Consider the following 16,905-nt stretch of genomic DNA (forward strand, 5'->3'; position numbering starts at 1 on the left):
CCGACCTGTGCGCGGCGGACGAAGTGGCCGTCAGCGGGCTGTCACAGGAACCGGCGAAGGGGCTGGACGGCGGCCTCGCGGGCGCGCTGGAGAAGGGAACGCCGCTTCCAGCGACCCCTCCGGATCGCCTCGGCGACCGCCCTGTCGGCCTCGAAGTGCGCGTCCAGGGTCGCGGTGAACTCCGCGTCCAGGACGGCGAGCATGACCTCCTCGTCGTGGTCGAGGGAGCGCCGGTTGAAGTTGGTCGACCCGATGAGGGCCGCCGTGCGGTCCACGGTGATGACCTTGGCGTGCATCATCGTCGGTTGGTACTGGTAGATGCGCACCCCGCAGGCGAGCAGGTCGTCGTAGTAGTGCTGTCCGGCCAACTGGCAGACGCGCTTGTCGGTGTGCGGCCCGGGCAGCAGGATCTCCACCTCCACACCACGCCGTGCCGCCGCGCACAGGAGTTCGATGAAGTAGGCGTCCGGGGAGAAGTAGGCGGTGGCCAGCCGGAAACGCTCCTCGGCGGATTCGATCATGACCCGGATCAGGGTCTGCATGTCCTGCCAGCCGAAGCTGGCGGAGCCGCGCACCACCTGCACCACCGCGTCGCCCTGGGGGCGGTGGCCGGTGAACCGGTCGCGGTCGTCGAAGAGTTCGTCGTGGCACTCGGCCCAGTTCTGTGCGAACGCCGCCGCGACGCCGTCCACGGCGGGTCCCCGCACCTGGACGTGGGTGTCCCGCCATTCCCGCGGGTTGCGGGCGTCGCCGCACCATTCCTCGGCGATGCCCACGCCACCGGTGAAGGCCACCTGCTCGTCCACGACCAGCACCTTGCGGTGGCAGCGGTGGTTCTGCTTGAGCGGCGACAGATGCGCGGGCTTGCGGAACCACGCCACCTGGACGCCCACCCGCTCCATCTCCGCCAGCAGTTCGCTGTCGATGAGCCGGCTGCCGAAGCCGTCCAGCAGCAGCCGCACCCGCACCCCGGCCCGGGCTCGCTCCGCCAGGGCGTGCGCGAAGTCGCGGGCGATGTCGCCCTTCCAGTACACGAACGTCATCATGTCCACCGTGTGCTCGGCGGAGCGGATGGCGTCGAGCATGGCCGGGAAGATCTCGTCCCCGTTGCGCAGGGGGAGCAGCGCGTTGCCCTCGGTCGCCGCGACGCCGATCAGACGCTCCAGACGTCGCCGTATCCGCTCGGCACGCTCCTTCGCGGGTCCGGCGCCCGCCGGCTCGGCGGTCGAGACCGGCGGCCCCTCCTGGACACTCGTCATGCCCTCTTCCCTCCCGGCGAACCCGCCCCTGTGCCCGTCGGCGCGCGCCGACGTAGCTCCGGTTGCCCTGTTCGTCGTCGCGCATGCCCGCCTCTTCCGTCGGCGGGTTCGCGCATGGCCCCGCCGCCCTGGGGCAATCGGCAGACACGTCTCACAGTGAGGAGTTCAGCATGATGATCGTCGGCATCGTCGCCGTGTGCGTCGTTCTCGCGGTTCTCGCGTTCCTCGTGCCGCGCCTGTCCCACCATCCGCAGCGCGGCACCCAGCGCACGCTCGGAGCCGGGTCACGGGCCGGCGGGAAGGCCCCCGGCATCCTGGGCCGCGCTCTCAGCAAGCCCTTCCGCAGCAGTTCCAAGGCTGTCGGCCGCAGCGGTGCGGCCGGCCGACGGGCCCGTGGCCGCATGCCGTTCTGACCGGCGCGGCGGCCCTCACCCTCGCCTGGACGGACGGCACTGACCGCGCATCGATTCCGATATCGGACCAGAATGGTCGAAAGATACGCCGATCCGCGGAGGCGTGGCGATGCGCGGAAACGCCGAGAACGACGAGGGCTCCGTCGACGACTACGAGGAATACGAGGAGTACGACGACGAGCACGGTGACGGACTCGACGCCGGGGACGGTGACGAGTACGCCGATGCCGAGGCCTACGACGAGGAGGACGCCGCCGGGGAGAGCCCCGATGTCTACCTCGACGTTCCGGTCCTGAAGGTCGACGAGATCGACCTGGATGTCGAGGACCTGCGGGCGCATGTCTCGCTCCAGGCCGAGGTGCTGGATCTACTCAAACTCAACGTCGGCGCCGACGTCGCCCTCGGCCGGGTGCACCTGGGCATCTCGGGCGTCGAGGCCCAGGCCCAGCTCAAGGTGCGGCTCCACAACGTCGCGAAGATCATCGACCGGGTGCTCACCACGCTCGACCGCAACCCGGAGCTCCTGCACGAGCTGGCGCGTGGGGTCGGGTCCGCTGTGCGGGAGGTGGGCCAGGGCGCCGGGACGGCCGTGCGGGAGGTCGGGCAGGGCGCAGGTGGCGCCGTCCAGGAGGTGGGTCAGGGCGCCGGAGCCGCCGTCCAAGACGTGGGGCGCGGCGCCGGAGCTGCCGTTCAGGACGTGGGGCAGGGCGTCGGCTCCGTGGCTCAGGACGTCGGACAGGGGGCCGGTAAGGCCGTTCAGGACGTGGGGGCTGGTGCCGGGCGCGCGGTGGAGGACGTCGGCCAGGAGACGAGCCGGGCCGTCGGAAACGCCGGCGAGGTGGTGAGCGGCACCGCCGAAAGCGTGGCCGGACAGGCCGCGGGTGTGACCGAAGCGGCGGGCGACACCGTACGGGACGGCGGCCGGGCCGCCCGAGGCGCTGCGGAGACGGCGAACGCCGCCGCCGGGGGCGACGAGCCGGCCGAGCCGCGCGCGGCGCGCAAGGCCGACCGGAGCCAAGAAGGCACCCGCACGCGCCGGGTACGCGGAGAGGACGGGAAGCTGCCCGCGCGGCCCAGTCGCCGCCGGTCCGCCCGGAAGTCCGAGGAGCCGCCCTGAACGCCGGGAGCGGGAACCGGGAGCCCGGAGGGAGACATCGCGTTCCGGTCGACGGTCCACGCCGAACGGCTCCGCTTCACCGAGGAGCCCAGGACAGCCGTCCGCTTCCCCGGCACCGGCGAGCGGAGGTCGACGAGCCACAGCGACCGCACCCACCTGCCTGACCCGGTCACCCCCGGCCAGGACTACCAGGACGTCACGGTCACCTACCGCCTCGCGACCCGGCTCACCACCGGCCCTCGGCGTTCGTGCCGGTGAGGGCCCGGTCCGCCCGGAGGACCGGCTGCGCCCTCGCGGCCGCCTCGCCCGTGTGAGCAGGGCGAGGCGGCACCGGGAGGTCAGGGCAGCAGGACGGCCTTGCCCCGGTTGCGGTGGGCTTCCAGGTCGGCGTGCGCGGTGGCCGCCTGCTCGAGCGGGTAGGTCCGCCAGACGGGCAGGGTGAGCGTGCCGGCGGCGGCCGACCGGACCAGCTGCGGCAGAGCGTCCTCCGCCTGGTCGGCGCCGCCGGCGCTGAAGCGGACGCCGTGCTGCGCGGCGGACATGTCGGCGATGGTGATGACGTGCGCGCTGTCGCCGGTCAGGGCGACGGAGTCGGCGAGGACGCCGGCGCCGGAGGCGTCGAAGACGTAGTCGACCCCTTGGGGCGCGGCGGCTTCCACCCGCTGTACCCAGCCGTCGCCGTAGCGCACGGCGGTGGCTCCGAGCGCGGTGACCCGCTCGATGTCGTGCTCGCCGGCCGTCGCGATGACGGTGACGCCGCGGGCGACGGCCAATTGCACCGCGATCACGCCCACGCTGCCGCCGGCCCCGTGGACCAGCAGAGTCTGTCCCTCGCCCACGCCCAGTTGGCCGAGGACACGGGACGCGGTCCGGCCGACAGTCACCAGCGATGCGGCGACCTCCCAGGACAGCGCCGCGGGCTTGGCGACCGGCCGCTCCAGCAGCGCGTACTCGCTGTAGCCGCCGCCCGCGGTGGCGCCCAGGACCTCATCGCCGACCGCCGCGTCGGCTCCCTCGCCGACCGCGTCGACGACACCGGCCGCGTCCAGCCCGAGGATCACGGGGAAGGGCGCTGGGCCGGCGCCGGCCATCAGGCCGGAGCGGATCTTCATGTCGAGCGGGTTCACGGAGGCGGCTCGCGTCCGGATCCGGACCTGGCCCGGGCCGGGCTCGGGCACGGTGACCTCCGACAGACGCAGCACCTCGGGCGCGCCGTACTCGGAGATGGTGATCGCTTTGGACATCAGAAACTCCCAGGTAGGGGCGGAGTCGGCGGGGCCGCCGCTCAGGCGGTGAGGGTGGGGTAGTCGGTGTAGCCGCGGTGGTCGCCGCCGTAGAAGCTGGACTTGTCCGGGTCGTTGAACGGACCGCCGGCGGCGAGACGCCGGGGCAGGTCGGGGTTGGCGAGGAACAGCGCCCCGTAGGCCACCATGTCCGCGCTGCCGTCCTCGATCAGCTTCAGCGCCTCGGGGCCGGTGGTGTCGGGGTAGGTGAACGGGTTGAGGACGAACGTGCCGGTCCAGGTCTTGCGCAGCCGCGAGGTCAGCTCGGAGTCAGGGCCCTCCATCAGGTGCAGATAGGCAAGGTCCAGACCGGAGATCCGGTCCAGCAGGGCCCCGTAGACCTCGCCCGGGTTGTCCTCGGCGATGTCGTTGTACCGGTTGCCGGGCGAGATCCGCAGACCGACTCGCCGCCCGCCGATCGCCTCGGCGACGGCCGTGACGACCTCGACGGCGAACCGGATCCGGCCCTCGGCGCCGCCGCCCCAGGCGTCGGTGCGCAGGTTGGTGTTGTCCGCGAGGAACTGGTGGATCAGGTACCCGTTGGCACCGTGGATCTCCACACCGTCGAAACCGGCCTCGACGGCGTTGCGAGCCGCGTGCGCGAAGTCGGCGACGGTCTGCAGGATCTCGTCTTCGCTCAGCTCCTTCGGCGTGACGAAGTCCTGCGGCCCCTGGTGGGTGTAGACGCGCCCCTGGGCGGCGACCGCCGAGGGCCCCATCGGCGTCAGGCCGTCGGGCAGCAGGCTCGGGTGACCGATGCGGCCGGTGTGCATGAGCTGGGCGAAGATCACGCCGCCCTCGCGGTGTACGGCGTCGGTCACCGTCCGCCAGGCCCGTACCTGTCCGGGGGTGTGCAGACCGGGGGTGTCGGGGTAGCCCTGGCCGACCGCCGAGGGCTGGACGCCCTCGGTGACGATCAGCCCGGCGGCGGCGCGCTGCGCGTAGTAGGTCGCCATCAGCTCGGTCGGCTCGGCGCCGGGGCCGTAGGCGCGGCTGCGGGTCATGGGCGCCATCACGACGCGGTTCGTCAGGCGCGTGCCGCCCAGGTCGATCGGGTCGAAAGCAGTGGTCATGGGTCGTTCCCTCGGGATGGGTGTGCTGTGCGGGCTGGACGCGCCGTGGCGCGTCGCCAGCCGTTTCCTGTCTGAACAAGTAAATCACTTGTCCGAACAGGAAATTCCCTCGGCCCGTCCCCCGGGGATCGGAAGTGAGGTGGATAACACCCATCTAGCTGGGCGTATGTGCGACTCGACAGACGAAGCTCCGGCGGGCACCCCGGCGGAAGTTAGAATCCATCCTGTTCAAACAGGAGAGTGAGGGAGAGATGGCGGAGTCCACACCTGACGCCGGGCCGGTTTCCGGGGTGACGGAACAGGAAGCGACCGTGCCGGTCCCCGGCGCGGCCAGCGGCGGACCGATCAGCCACGCGATCTTCCGGCTGGCCCGGCTGCACCGCATGCTCGCGGGACACCTGCTGCGGCGGATCGGCCTGCACCCGGGCCAGGAGCTGGTCATGATGCACCTCTGGGAGCTCGGCCCCCAGCGTCAGATCGACCTGGTGCGCCTGATGGACTCCGACGCCGCCACCATGACCCGCACCGTCCGCCGCCTCGAACAGGCCGGCTTCGTGCGCCGCCGCCCCTCACCCACCGACAAGCGCGCCTCGCTCATCGAACCGACAGCGGCCAGCCACGCCCTGCGCCGGGAGGTGGAGCGGGTCTGGAGCCGGCTCGAGGACATCTCCACCGCGGGGCTCTCGGGCGACGAGTGCACCGACGCCCTCGCCACCCTGGAGCGCCTGGAGCAGAACCTCGTACGAGCCGCCACCCAGGCCACGGAGCGGGACCCGGAGTAGTCCGGAGGGGTGCGGGTCAGACCCAGGAGGCCACCGGCACGAACGAACTGTCCTGCCGGAACTGGTCTGTTCCGTTCGAGCGTTCCACGCGGAGCTGGTAGGCGTAGTGGCGCAGGTAGTGCCCCGGGTAGTTGTACGACTCGAAGCGGACGGAGCCCGACGCCGTGCCGGTCCGCAGGACGAACGTGGCGTCCTTGGCGAAGGTGCTCGTGCCGTCGTTCGGGTCGAAGCGGGCGCGGAAGTCCCAGTGGCGCAGGTAGTTGCCGGCCGCGTCGCGGAAGGAGCAGCCGTTCGCGTCGGCGAGGCCCGCGACGACCGTGAAGGTGGCGGCCTGCTTCTCGGCGGTGGTGCTGGAGCCGCTGACCACGGGGAGGTTGAGGAGCGCCGACTGCTGCTGCCAGTAGCGGGTGGAGTAGTTGGCCGACCGGAAGGAGCGGGTGACGTTCCGGGCCAGTGTCGGGCCGCCCGCGACCGTCTCCTTGACCACGGTGAAGTGCCGTGCGGTTCCGGAGATCGCGGGCAGTGCGGCCGGTGCCGACCAGGTGGCGAAGGTGTCGTGGCTGTCGCTGTAGTAGTAGGTGCCGTCGCCGTAGCCGTCGAAGAAGATCCGCCAGCCTCCGTTGTCCAGTTGCACCAGCGCGGGGCCCTCGCGGTAGCTGCCCCAGCCCGCCCAGTCGCCGGTCCGGCGGATCGTGTAGGGGCCGGTGAGGTTCGTGGCGGTGGCGTACTCGATGTACTTCGTCGTCTCGTTCTTCGGGAAGGCGTGGTAGGTCGAGCCGATCTTCACGATGAACGTGTCGATGTGGTTGGCACCGATGCCGGAGAGCGCCACCGGTGAACTCCACGCCGTGAGGGCGGAGTTCGTGGCCCTCAGCCGGTACGGCGTGAAGATCCACTCGTCGTTCGTGGTGGAGCAGGACACGATGACGTTGACGCTGCCGTCGCTGTCGACGAACCACTCGGGCGCCCAGGCGCGGGAGAGGTTCGCGACGGGGACCGTGTAGTCGTACAGGAACGTCCAGTTGGCGCGGTCGGAGCTGCGGGCGAAGCCGATGGTGGTGCTGGTGTCCTGCCAAGTTCGCGTGGTGTAGGTGACGTAGTAGAAGCCGTCGGTGTGTCTGAGGACGCTCGCGTCGCGGATCCGGCCCGCCGGTGGTGTGTAGGCGGAGGAGCGCAGCAGCCGGAAGTCGGTGGCGTCGTCCGACTGGTAGACGTTGACCGTGCCGTCATCGCTGTTGAGGAACGGCACGATCGTGTAGCGGGTGGCCGAGCCGTTCGGGGGTGCGGCGGCCAGGGCGCTGCCGAGCAGTCCGGGGGTCTCGCCGAGCAGCAGCGCCGAGGCGGGCAGGGCGGCCGCGGCGCGCAGCAGGGTACGGCGGGACGGGGCGGCGGGACGGGGAGTCATGTGCGGCTCGCTCTCGACGCAGGGGGTCGAAATACCGAACAGGGTTCGGAAAGTCGGTCAGAAGGTAGAGCTGAGGCAGAAGTGCGTCAATGGTTTTGTACGAGAGCCGCTGAGCCCCGAAGGGATCGGTGAACATCCACTTCCCTCGCCCCCGTTCCGTCACCGGCCATCGGACGTTACCGTTCGGTAGACCGCTCGCTCCCGGAGGTGTCCGCATGACGCTCGACCGCGCCGCAGGCCTGGCGGAGACCGCCCGCGCGCTGGCCGCCGGGGAGGTGACGTCCCGCGCCCTGGTGGAACTCACACTGGCGCGGATCGAGGCGACACAGGGCAGCCTCAACGCCTTCCGGATCGTCCGGGCCGAGGCCGCGCTCGCCGAGGCGGAGGCCGCCGACCGGGAGCTGGCCTCGGGAGCGCGCAAGCCGCTGCTGGGCGTCCCGGTGGCGGTGAAGGACGACATGGACGTGGCCGGCGAGCCGACCGCCTTCGGCTGCTGCGGGGAGTTCCCGCCGGTCGCCGAGGACGGTGAGGCCGTACGGCGGCTGCGCGCGGCCGGGGCCGTGATCGTCGGCAAGACCAACACCTGCGAGTTCGGGCAGTGGCCCTTCACCGAGGGGCCCGCCTTCGGCGCGACCCGCAACCCGTGGAGCACGGAGCACACGCCCGGCGGATCGTCCGGGGGATCGGCCGCCGCGGTCGCCGCCGGGCTGGTACCCGCCGCGCTCGGCTCGGACGGCGCCGGCTCGGTGCGGATCCCGGCCGCGTGGACCCATCTGGTCGGCATCAAGCCGCAGCGCGGCCGGGTCTCCACCTGGCCGCGCGGTGAGTCCTTCCAGGGCATCACCGTCAACGGCACCCTGGCCCGCACGGTCGCCGACGCGGCCCTGCTGCTGGACGCGGCGAGCGGCAATCACGCGCTGGACCCGCACCGGCCACGGCCCGTCGACGCGTCGGCGGCCGTCGGCCGCGACCCCGGGCGGCTGCGGATCGCGCTCTCGCTCAAGCCGCCGTTCACGGCGGTGCCCGCCCGGCTGCTGCCCGAGGTGCGGACCCGGATCGTCGAACTCGCGGAGCGACTCGCCGCGTTGGGGCACACGGTCGAGGAGGCGGACCCGCCGTACGGGCAGATCGGGCTGACCTTCGTGCCGCGCGCGACGGCCGGGATCGCCGAGCGGGTGGGCGAGGCGCCCTTCCCGGCGCTGCTGGACCGGCGCACCCGGGACGCGGCCAGGCTGGGCCGGCTGCTGGGCGGGGCCCCGCTGCGGGCGGCCCGGCGGGCGGAGACCGTCCTGCACCGCCGTATCGGAGGGTTCTTCACCTCGTACGACGTGGTCCTCGCGCCGACGACCGCCGCTCCCCCGCCCCGGATCGGCGCCCTGCTCGAACTCAGCGGATTCGCCACCGACCGCGCGATGATCGCCGCCTGTCCGTACGCCTGGCCGTGGAACGTGCTGGGCTGGCCGGGCGTCAATGTGCCCGCCGGGTTCACGCCCGACGGCCTGCCCGTCGGGGCGCAGTTGCTGGGGCCGGCCGACAGCGAGCCGCTGCTGCTGCAGGTGGCGGCCCAGTTGGAGGCGGAGCTGCGCTGGTACGAGAAGTGGCCCTCGCCGCCGGTCACGGCACGTTCCGCTGCCGCCTGAGCGACCGTACGCTGTCTGGCATGGCGGACGCGTCGATGGTCGGGCTCATGGGGCGGGTCACCGGAACGATCGGGCCCGGGCTGGTCGGCGAGGTGATCGTCCGGGTGCGCGGCGGCGCCGAGCACTTCCTCGCCCACCCCGTCTCTCCGGCGGACCGCATCGAGCCGGGCACGGTCGTGACGGTGGTCGAGTACCTGCCGCCGAGAACCGTCTACGTCGCGGCGGCGTACGACAGTTGAGCCCGCTGCGACGCAGGTGAGAGCCGTACGCGTCAAGCTTTGGACAAGGATGTGCGGGCGTCTGTACCCGGGGCCCGCGCAGGAGCACACTCCCCTTCGTTCGGTGCCGAGAGGGCACCATGCAGAGGGGGCGAATGCCGATGGTCGTCGGCGTCGTGGCGGGGGCGGCGGTTGTCGCTGTCGCCGTTCTGATCGGTCTGTTCAAGCTCATGTGGCGGGTCGCCGAACCCAACGAGGCACTGATCATCTCGGGGTCCAAGCACCGTACGGAGGGCATCGAGGAGGGGATGGGGTTCCGCATCGTCACCGGGCGCGGCACGCTCGTGATGCCCGGGGTGCAGGCGGTGCGCAAGCTCTCGCTGGACCTGAACGAGACGGAACTCCAGGTGGACTGCGTGACCCACCAGGGCATCCCGCTCAAGGTGCGGGGCGTGGTCATCTTCAAGGTGGGCGACGACTTCGTGTCGATCGCGAACGCGGCCCGCCGCTTCCTCGACCAGCAGAAGCTGATGTCGGAGCGGGTGCACAACGTGTTCGCCGGTCATCTGCGGTCCATCGTGGGCGGGTTGACGGTCGAGGACATGATCCGGGACCGGGAGAAGCTCACCGGTCAGACGCGGGCCGCGTGCGGCACGGAGATGGAGAAGCTGGGGCTGATCGTGGACTCACTGCAGATCCACGAGATCGAGGACCCGACCGGGTACATCCGGAATCTGGCCATGCCGCACGCGGCGGCCGTGCAGCGGGACGCCCGGATCGCGCAGGCGGAGGCGAACCGGCTGGCCACCGAGGCCGAGCAGCAGTCGTTCGCCCGGATGGCGGAAGCCACCCGGGACAGCGAGATCCTCCAGGCCGGCTACCAGGCCGAGCGCGACAAGGCCGCCGCCAAGGCCCGGCAGGCAGGTCCGCTCGCCGAGGCCGGGGCGAGGCAGGAGGTCGTCGTCCAGGAGACACGGGTGGCGGAGCTGGAGGCGCACCGCCGCGAGCAGCAGCTCCAGGCCGATGTCCGCAAGCCCGCCGACGCGGCGGCCTACGAGACACGCACCCTGGCCGAGGCGGAGCGCGACGCGCGGATCTCGGGGGCCGAGGCCCAGGCGAAGGAGACGGAGCTGGCGGCCGCCGCCGAGGCGACCCGGGTCAAGACGGCCGCGGGTGCCGAGGCCGAGGCGACCAAGGCGCGGGGCGAGGCGGCCGCGCAGGCCACCCGGGCGACCGGTGAGGCCGAGGCGGCGGCCGCGCAGGCCAGGGGGCTGGCCGCGGCCGAGGCCGCCAAGGCGAAGGGGCTCGCGGAGGCCCAGGCCATCAAGGCCCGTGCCGCCGCCCTCGCCGAGAACCAGGAGGCCGTCGTCGCCCAGCAACTCGCCGAGAACTGGCCGGAGATCGTCAAGGCGGGCGCGTCCGCGTTCGGCAACGTCGACAACATGGTGGTCCTCAACGGCGCCGACGGCATGGCGGACATGCTCGCCAAGGCCCTCACCATGGGCGGCACGGGTCTTGGCCTGGCCCGCCAGTTGCTCGCGTCGATGGACCGGAACGGGCAGGCGCCACAGGGCACCTCACCCCTCAACGGGCAGGCCCAGAAAGTACCGGTGGACGACAAGTGACCCGCCGGGTGTGACCACGGGGGGCAGCCTCTAGGGTGCCCCCGTGACCCTGTTTACCGATGAGAACGCCCCGGGCCGCCACGGCCCCTCCGCCACCGTCCAGGCCGACCCGCGCGAGGTGGGCCGGGTCCGCACGGAGTACTCCCCCGCGCACGACGGCGACCCGGACCCCGGGGAGATCGTCTGGACGTGGGTGCCCTTCGAGGAGAACGACGGGCGCGGCAAGGACCGCCCGGTGCTCGTCGTCGCCCGCGAGGCCGGCGGCACCTTCCTCGCCGTGCAGTTGTCCAGCCGGGAGCACGACGGCGACCGGGAGTGGGTGCCGATAGGCAGCGGGCCGTGGGACCGGTCGGGCCGGTTCTCGTGGGTCGGCGTGGACCGGGTGCTGCGCCTGCACGAGGACGGGATGCGCCGGGAGGCCTGCGCGGTGGACCGAATGCGGTTCAACCGGGTCAGGCGCCGGCTGCAGGAACGCTACGGCTGGACCTGAGAGGCCTTACCGCGGGAACACACCCGGTGAGACCTGAAAGGTCTTCTCGAAGGCGCCCAGCACCGCGCGCTCCCGGGTCCGGTCCAGGATCCCGAACGCCACGTGCTCGAAGGTCTCCGCGAACCGTCCGCCGGGCTCCAGCAGCGCCCGGAACGCCCCCGCCACCTGGGCCGGGTCGTTGCGGAACACCCCGCAGCCCCAGGCGCCCAGCACCAGCCGGCGGTAGCCGTGGGCGGCGGCCGTCTCCAGGACCCGTTCGGCCCGGACGGCCAGGGCCCGCGGCAGTTCGGGGGCCCGCTCGGGTGCCGTGCGCAGCACCACGCCCGCGTTGGGCGCGGGCGAGGTCAGGAAGCCCGCGGTGTAGGGCTCGTCCAGCAGCTCGCCCCGGTCGTCACGGAAGACGGGCACGGCCGGTGAGTGGATGACACGGTCCGTGTAGAACGGGTCGCGGTGGGCGCGGTGATGGTCGTAGTAGGCACGGGCCCGGAGCAGGCAGGTGTACAGCGCGGACGCCCGGCACAGGGCCTCTTCCTGGGCCTGGGCGCCGTTCAGGTAGCCGCCGCCGGGATTGCGGGCGGAGGCGAAGTTCAGCACGGCCACCTCCCCGCCGAGCCTGCGGGCGGCCTCCAGGCTGCTCTCGCCGGTGACCTCGATCAGCGTCTTCGTCTGCGTCCGGCTCACCCGAACGGAGGGCACCGGCACCGGTTCCGGCCCGTACAGGCGTGTGCCCTCGCGCGCGGCCCGCAGTTCCCCGGCGATGGACACCTCGCGGCCGTTCGGCGCCCGATAGACGCCCGCCTCCACGATCTGCTCGGTCTGCCGCGCGATACCGCGCAGGCGCGCGCTCACGGCGCCACCCCCGTACGCGCCGTGACCGCGCGTCCCGCGGTCTTCTTTGTCGTGCTCACGCAGGCATCGTGCGTGATGCCCGCTCCGTGGCGCAACGGAGTTTCCGTCGCCGGGGAACGCCGGGGAAAGCCCGGGGAAACGTCCGGTTGACCCCGACGACCGGCCCGGAACGCCCTGTTTTGCCCCCTTGTGCCGAGCGACGTGAAGGTCTTGGCTGGGACGAGTGATCCCCGGCCCGGGCCGCCGAGAGCCCGGACCGATGGCATGGTGGAATCTCAGGAGGATCCCGACATGTCCGATTCCCCTAGTGCATCGGCGAGTGGCTGTACCGAGCCACCCACCGCACTGTCCGCCGCAGACGTCGAGGCCTTGGTGCGCGGCATCTGCTTCAAGACCGGCCCGCCACGCCGCCTCGGGGTCGAGGTGGAATGGCTCGTCCACGAGCTGCGCGCACCGCAGCTCCCCGTCACACCCGAACGACTCGAAGCGGCCTACGCCGCAGTGCGGAACCTGCCTCTGAGGTCGGCGCTCACCGTGGAGCCCGGCGGCCAGCTGGAGCTGAGCTCGCCCCCCGCCGACTCGCTGACGGAGTGCATCGGTACAGTCTCCGCCGACCTCGACGCCGTCCGCACGGTCCTGCGCGAGGAGGACCTCGCCCTCGTCGGCCTCGGCCACGATCCCTGGCACGAACCCCGCCGGTTCCTGCGCGAACCGCGCTACGACGCCATGGAGCGCTGCCTGGACCGCACGGGCCCCTCCGGCCGCGCCATGATGTGCACCTCCGCCTCCGTACAGGTGTGCCTCGACGCCGGTCATGAGGAGCCCGGCCCGCTCGGCCTGGTGCGGCGCTGGTGGCTGGCCCATCATCTGGGCCCGGTCCTGGTGGCCGCGTTCGCCAGTTCCCCGCTCGCCGTTCACCGGCCGACCGGCTGGATGTCCACCCGGCAGCTGCTGTGGACGCGGATCGGCGCCGGCCGGGCGGGAGCACCGCCGCTGGACACCGACCCGCGCGGCGCCTGGGCCCGGCATGTGCTGGACTCCCCCGTGATGTGCGTCCGGCAGAACGGCGGGCCCTGGGACGTCCCCGAGGGGCTCACCTTCCGGGAGTGGATCCGGACGGGGGTGCCGAGACCGCCCACGCGTGAGGACCTCGACTACCACGTCACGACGCTGTTCCCGCCGGTCAGGCCGCGCGGCCACCTGGAACTGCGCATGATCGACGCGCAGCCGGGGGACGACGGCTGGATCGTGCCGCTCGCCGTGACCGCGGCGCTGTTCGACGACCCGGAGGCCGCGGAGACCGCCTACCGGGCCGTGAAGCCGCTGGCCGAGCGGACGCTGGGACTGCCCGCGCCGCACAACCCGCTGTGGCTCGACGCGGCCCGCAGCGGGCTGGCCGACGCCGAACTGCGCGAGGTGGCCGTCACGTGCTTCACGACCGCGCTGGACGCCCTGCCCCGGCTCGGCGCCGCGCCCGAGGTCATGGAGGCCGTCTCGGCCCATCTGGACCGCTATGTCGTCCGGGGCCGCTGCCCCGCCGACGACCTGCTCGACCGACAGCGCGCCACCGACGGTCGCGCCCACGGGAAGGACTTCCGCCCATGACCGACACCGATCCCGCCGTCGACATCGACACCGTCGACCCCGAGATGCTCCGCGAGCGCGCGGTCGCCTCGCTGGTGGTCGCCCGCGAGCGCACCACGCTGCTGACGAGCTGTGTCGAGGAGCCCGACCTGACCGCGCAGCACTCGCCGCTGATGTCGCCGCTGGTGTGGGACCTGGCGCACATCGGCAACCAGGAGGAGCAGTGGCTGCTGCGGGCCGTCGCCGGGCAGGACGCGATACGCCCCGAGATAGACAGCCTCTACGACGCCTTCGAGCACCCGCGGGCCGAGCGGCCGAAGCTGCCCCTGCTGTCGCCCGGGGAGGCGCGCACCTACGCGGCCGACGTCCGGGGCCGGGCCCTGGACGTGCTGGAGGGGGCCGCGTTCCACGGGACGCGGCTGACGGAGGCCGGGTTCGCCTTCGGGATGATCGCGCAGCACGAACAGCAGCACGACGAGACCATGCTGATCACACATCAGCTGCGCAGGGGCCCGCAGGCCCTGACCGCGCCCGACCCGGAGCCGGCGCCACTGTTCACCGGCCCGTCCGAAGTCCTGGTCCCGGGCGGCCCGTTCACGATGGGCACCTCCGGCGAGCCGTGGGCCCTGGACAACGAACGCCCGGCGCACCGGCGCGAGGTCGCGCCGTTCCACATCGACACCACGCCGGTGACGAACGGCGCGTACCAGGCGTTCATCGAGGACGGCGGCTACGACGACCAGCGCTGGTGGACCGCGGACGGCTGGACCCACATCCGCCGGAACTCCATCGCCCACCCGCTGTACTGGCGGCGGGACGGCAGGCAGTGGCTGCGCCGGCGCTTCGGCCTCACCGAGGTCGTACCGCGCGACGAGCCGGTGCTGCACGTGTGCTGGTACGAGGCCGACGCCTACGCCCGCTGGGCCGGACGCCGGCTGCCCACAGAGGCCGAGTGGGAGAAGGCGGCCCGGTACGACCCGGCCGGTGACCGTTCCATGCGCTACCCGTGGGGCGACGCCGACCCGGGGCCCGAGCACGCCAACCTCGGGCAGCGGCATCTGCGTCCGGCACCGGCCGGGAGCTATCCGGCCGGCGAGTCCCCGCTCGGCGTACGGCAGTTGATCGGCGATGTGTGGGAGTGGACGTCGAGCGAGTTCCTGCCCTACCCGGGGTTCAAGGCGTTCCCGTACAAGGAGTACTCGGAGGTCTTCTTCGGGTCCGGCTACAAGGTGCTGCGCGGCGGTGCCTTCGCGGTGGACGCGGTGGCCTGCCGGGGCACGTTCCGCAACTGGGACCATCCGATCCGGCGGCAGATCTTCTCCGGGTTCCGCACGGCCCGCTCGGAGGAGGTCTGATGTGCCGCCATGTGGCGTACGTGGGGCCGCGTGAGCCGCTCGGGCGGCTCCTGGTGGATCCTTCGCACGGCCTGTACCGGCAGTCCTGGGCGCCCCGGCGGCAGCGGTACGGGACGGTCAACGCCGACGGTTTCGGCGTCGGCTGGTACGCCGAGGGCGATCCGGTGCCGGCCCGCTACCGCCGGGCCGGGCCGATCTGGGCGGACCTGTCCTTCGCCGATCTCGCCCGGGTGGTGACGACTAACGCGCTGCTCGCGGCGGTGCGGGACGCGACCCTGTCGGGCGCGGACGCGGAGGCCGCGGCGGCGCCGTTCGCCGCGGGGACCTGGCTGTTCAGCCACAACGGCGCGGTCAAGGGCTGGCCCGGTTCGCTCGCGCCGGTGTCCCGGAGCCTGCCGCCCGAGGACCTGCTGTCGCTGGAGGCCCGCAACGACTCGGCGCTCGTGTGGGCGCTGGTGCTGGCCCGGCTGCGCGGCGGTGACGAGGAGGGCCAGGCGCTGGCCGACACGGTCCTGGAGGTCGCCGCCGCGGCCCCCGGCTCCCGGCTCAACCTCCTGATGCACAACGGCGACACCATCACCGCGACCGCCTGGGGCGACACCCTCTGGTACCTCACCCGGCCGGGCGGCGGCACGGTCGTGGCCTCCGAGCCCTACGACGACGATCCGCACTGGCAGGAGGTCCCCGACCGCACCCTCCTCGCGGCGAGCGGCACGGACGTGCTGCTCACCCCGTTGAAGGAGCCGGCCGACGCCCTCGTCCCCGCATCCCCGAAGGAGCCCCGTACGTGAGCCCGTTCCGCCTCACCCGCCATCTGCCCGAGGACGCCACGGACGCCGCGCTGCGCGCCGATGTCCACCGGGGCCTGACCGGCACCCCCAAGACACTGCCGCCGAAGTGGTTCTACGACGCGCACGGCAGCGACCTGTTCGAGAAGATCACCGAACTGCCCGAGTACTACCCGACGCGCGCCGAGCGGGAGATCCTGCTCGCGCGCTCCGGCGACATCGCCGCGGCGACCCGGGCCCGCACCCTGGTAGAGCTCGGCTCCGGTTCCTCCGAGAAGACGCGGCATCTGCTCGACGCCCTCACGGAGCTGCACACCTACGTCCCCGTCGACGTCAGCGGCAGCGCCCTCACCCAGGCCGGGCAGGCGCTCGCCGCCGAGCGGCCGGGGCTCGACGTGCACGCGCTGATCGCCGACTTCACGGCGGAGCTGACGCTGCCGGACACGCCGGGGCCGCGGCTGGTGGCGTTCCTCGGCGGCACGATCGGCAATCTGCTGCCCGCCGAGCGTGCCGCGTTCCTGGCCACCGTGCGTAGCATGCTCGCCCCGGGCGACGCCCTGCTGATGGGCACGGACCTGGTCAAGGACGAGGAGGTACTGGTCCGGGCGTACGACGACGCGGCCGGGGTGACGGCCGCGTTCAACAAGAACGTGCTGACCGTGATCAACCGTGAGCTCGGCGGCGATTTCGAGCCCGTCGCCTTCGACCATGTGGCCGTCTGGGACGCCGAGCACGAGTGGATCGAGATGCGGCTGCGCTCCCGTACGGCGCAGACGGTCAAGGTGCCGGCCCTCGACCTCGCCGTCGACTTCGCGGCGGGCGAGGAGCTGCGCACCGAGGTGTCGGCGAAGTTCCGGCAGGAGGGTGTGCGGAGCGAACTGTCGGCGGCGGGGCTGGACCTGGCGCACTGGTGGACGGACGGCGCGGGCCGGTTCGCGCTGTCGCTGAGCGTGGCGCGCTGACCTCCCTCGAGCCCCGGGACGGCGGCGGAGCGGGCGGCGACGTCTCGCGCTTCGCCGCCGTG

General features: G+C 72.6%; 16 protein-coding genes. 11 read left to right on the forward strand and 5 right to left on the reverse strand.

Features of this window, described 5'->3' with window-relative positions:
- Nucleotides 1–41: 41 nt before the first annotated feature.
- A complete protein-coding gene (locus tag NNW99_RS03045; protein WP_215117039.1) occupies nucleotides 42–1,259 on the reverse strand; it encodes a phosphatidylserine/phosphatidylglycerophosphate/cardiolipin synthase family protein in 1,218 nt (405 codons plus the stop codon).
- A gap of 170 nt (nucleotides 1,260–1,429) precedes the next feature.
- Here NNW99_RS03045 and NNW99_RS03050 point away from each other — a divergent pair, with 170 nt between their 5' ends.
- Nucleotides 1,430–1,672: a DUF6411 family protein gene (locus tag NNW99_RS03050; RefSeq protein ID WP_215117040.1), complete on the forward strand. Its 243-nt coding sequence runs from the start codon at nucleotides 1,430–1,432 to the stop codon at nucleotides 1,670–1,672.
- 109 nt (nucleotides 1,673–1,781) lie between these two features.
- Nucleotides 1,782–2,789 carry a hypothetical protein gene (locus NNW99_RS03055; protein ID WP_215117041.1) on the forward strand — a complete coding sequence of 336 codons (1,008 nt, stop codon included), beginning with the start codon at nucleotides 1,782–1,784 and terminating at the stop codon, nucleotides 2,787–2,789.
- Nucleotides 2,790–3,127: 338 nt separating this feature from the next.
- Here NNW99_RS03055 and NNW99_RS03060 read toward each other — a convergent pair whose 3' ends face one another.
- Complete coding sequence (locus tag NNW99_RS03060) at nucleotides 3,128–4,033, reverse strand: NADP-dependent oxidoreductase (RefSeq protein ID WP_215117042.1); 906 nt, start codon at nucleotides 4,031–4,033, stop codon at nucleotides 3,128–3,130.
- A 41-nt stretch (nucleotides 4,034–4,074) separates the two neighbouring features.
- A complete protein-coding gene (locus NNW99_RS03065; RefSeq protein ID WP_215117043.1) occupies nucleotides 4,075–5,145 on the reverse strand; it encodes an alkene reductase in 1,071 nt (356 codons plus the stop codon).
- A 251-nt stretch (nucleotides 5,146–5,396) separates the two neighbouring features.
- Here NNW99_RS03065 and NNW99_RS03070 point away from each other — a divergent pair, with 251 nt between their 5' ends.
- Complete coding sequence (locus NNW99_RS03070) at nucleotides 5,397–5,927, forward strand: MarR family winged helix-turn-helix transcriptional regulator (RefSeq protein ID WP_215117044.1); 531 nt, start codon at nucleotides 5,397–5,399, stop codon at nucleotides 5,925–5,927.
- 16 nt (nucleotides 5,928–5,943) lie between these two features.
- On the opposite strand, the gene NNW99_RS03075 is transcribed toward NNW99_RS03070, so the two are convergent.
- Entirely contained in the window at nucleotides 5,944–7,332 is a 1,389-nt protein-coding gene (locus NNW99_RS03075) for a glycoside hydrolase family 43 protein (RefSeq protein ID WP_215117045.1), read from the reverse strand.
- Nucleotides 7,333–7,547: 215 nt separating this feature from the next.
- On the opposite strand from NNW99_RS03075, the gene NNW99_RS03080 reads away from it, so the two are divergent.
- The 4 genes from NNW99_RS03080 to NNW99_RS03095 all read left to right on the forward strand — a co-directional run bounded on the left by NNW99_RS03080 (nucleotide 7,548) and on the right by NNW99_RS03095 (nucleotide 11,305).
- Complete coding sequence (locus NNW99_RS03080) at nucleotides 7,548–8,972, forward strand: amidase (RefSeq protein ID WP_215117046.1); 1,425 nt, start codon at nucleotides 7,548–7,550, stop codon at nucleotides 8,970–8,972.
- A 20-nt stretch (nucleotides 8,973–8,992) separates the two neighbouring features.
- On the forward strand, nucleotides 8,993–9,211 hold the full coding sequence (locus NNW99_RS03085) for a hypothetical protein (RefSeq protein ID WP_215117047.1): 219 nt from the start codon (nucleotides 8,993–8,995) through the stop codon (nucleotides 9,209–9,211).
- Between the two features lie 134 nt (nucleotides 9,212–9,345).
- A complete protein-coding gene (locus NNW99_RS03090) occupies nucleotides 9,346–10,815 on the forward strand; it encodes a flotillin family protein (protein WP_215124119.1) in 1,470 nt (489 codons plus the stop codon).
- Nucleotides 10,816–10,858: 43 nt separating this feature from the next.
- Nucleotides 10,859–11,305 (forward strand): type II toxin-antitoxin system PemK/MazF family toxin, encoded by a 447-nt coding sequence (locus tag NNW99_RS03095; protein WP_215117048.1) that lies wholly within the window; start codon nucleotides 10,859–10,861, stop codon nucleotides 11,303–11,305.
- 6 nt (nucleotides 11,306–11,311) lie between these two features.
- Here NNW99_RS03095 and NNW99_RS03100 read toward each other — a convergent pair whose 3' ends face one another.
- Nucleotides 11,312–12,154 carry a TIGR02452 family protein gene (locus NNW99_RS03100; protein WP_215117049.1) on the reverse strand — a complete coding sequence of 281 codons (843 nt, stop codon included), beginning with the start codon at nucleotides 12,152–12,154 and terminating at the stop codon, nucleotides 11,312–11,314.
- Nucleotides 12,155–12,445: 291 nt separating this feature from the next.
- Here NNW99_RS03100 and egtA point away from each other — a divergent pair, with 291 nt between their 5' ends.
- Genes egtA through egtD form a run of 4 tightly spaced genes read left to right on the forward strand, consistent with a single transcriptional unit; the run spans nucleotide 12,446 to nucleotide 16,843 of the window.
- The gene (gene egtA / locus NNW99_RS03105; RefSeq protein WP_215117050.1) at nucleotides 12,446–13,759 is read left to right on the forward strand and encodes an ergothioneine biosynthesis glutamate--cysteine ligase EgtA; all 1,314 of its coding nucleotides are present in this window, start codon (nucleotides 12,446–12,448) and stop codon (nucleotides 13,757–13,759) included.
- A complete protein-coding gene (gene egtB, locus NNW99_RS03110) occupies nucleotides 13,756–15,093 on the forward strand; it encodes an ergothioneine biosynthesis protein EgtB (RefSeq protein WP_215117051.1) in 1,338 nt (445 codons plus the stop codon). Before egtA ends, egtB begins: the two co-directional genes overlap by 4 nt.
- Nucleotides 15,093–15,884 carry an ergothioneine biosynthesis protein EgtC gene (egtC, locus tag NNW99_RS03115; protein WP_215117052.1) on the forward strand — a complete coding sequence of 264 codons (792 nt, stop codon included), beginning with the start codon at nucleotides 15,093–15,095 and terminating at the stop codon, nucleotides 15,882–15,884. The genes egtB and egtC overlap by 1 nt, the downstream gene beginning before the upstream one ends.
- Nucleotides 15,881–16,843, forward strand: a complete 963-nt coding sequence (gene egtD / locus NNW99_RS03120) for an L-histidine N(alpha)-methyltransferase (RefSeq protein ID WP_215117053.1) — start codon at nucleotides 15,881–15,883, stop codon at nucleotides 16,841–16,843. The genes egtC and egtD overlap by 4 nt, the downstream gene beginning before the upstream one ends.
- Nucleotides 16,844–16,905 lie beyond the last annotated feature (62 nt).

This window comes from Streptomyces sp. CRCS-T-1 (assembly GCF_024442335.1).
Classification (GTDB): Bacteria; Actinomycetota; Actinomycetes; order Streptomycetales; family Streptomycetaceae; genus Streptomyces; species Streptomyces koelreuteriae.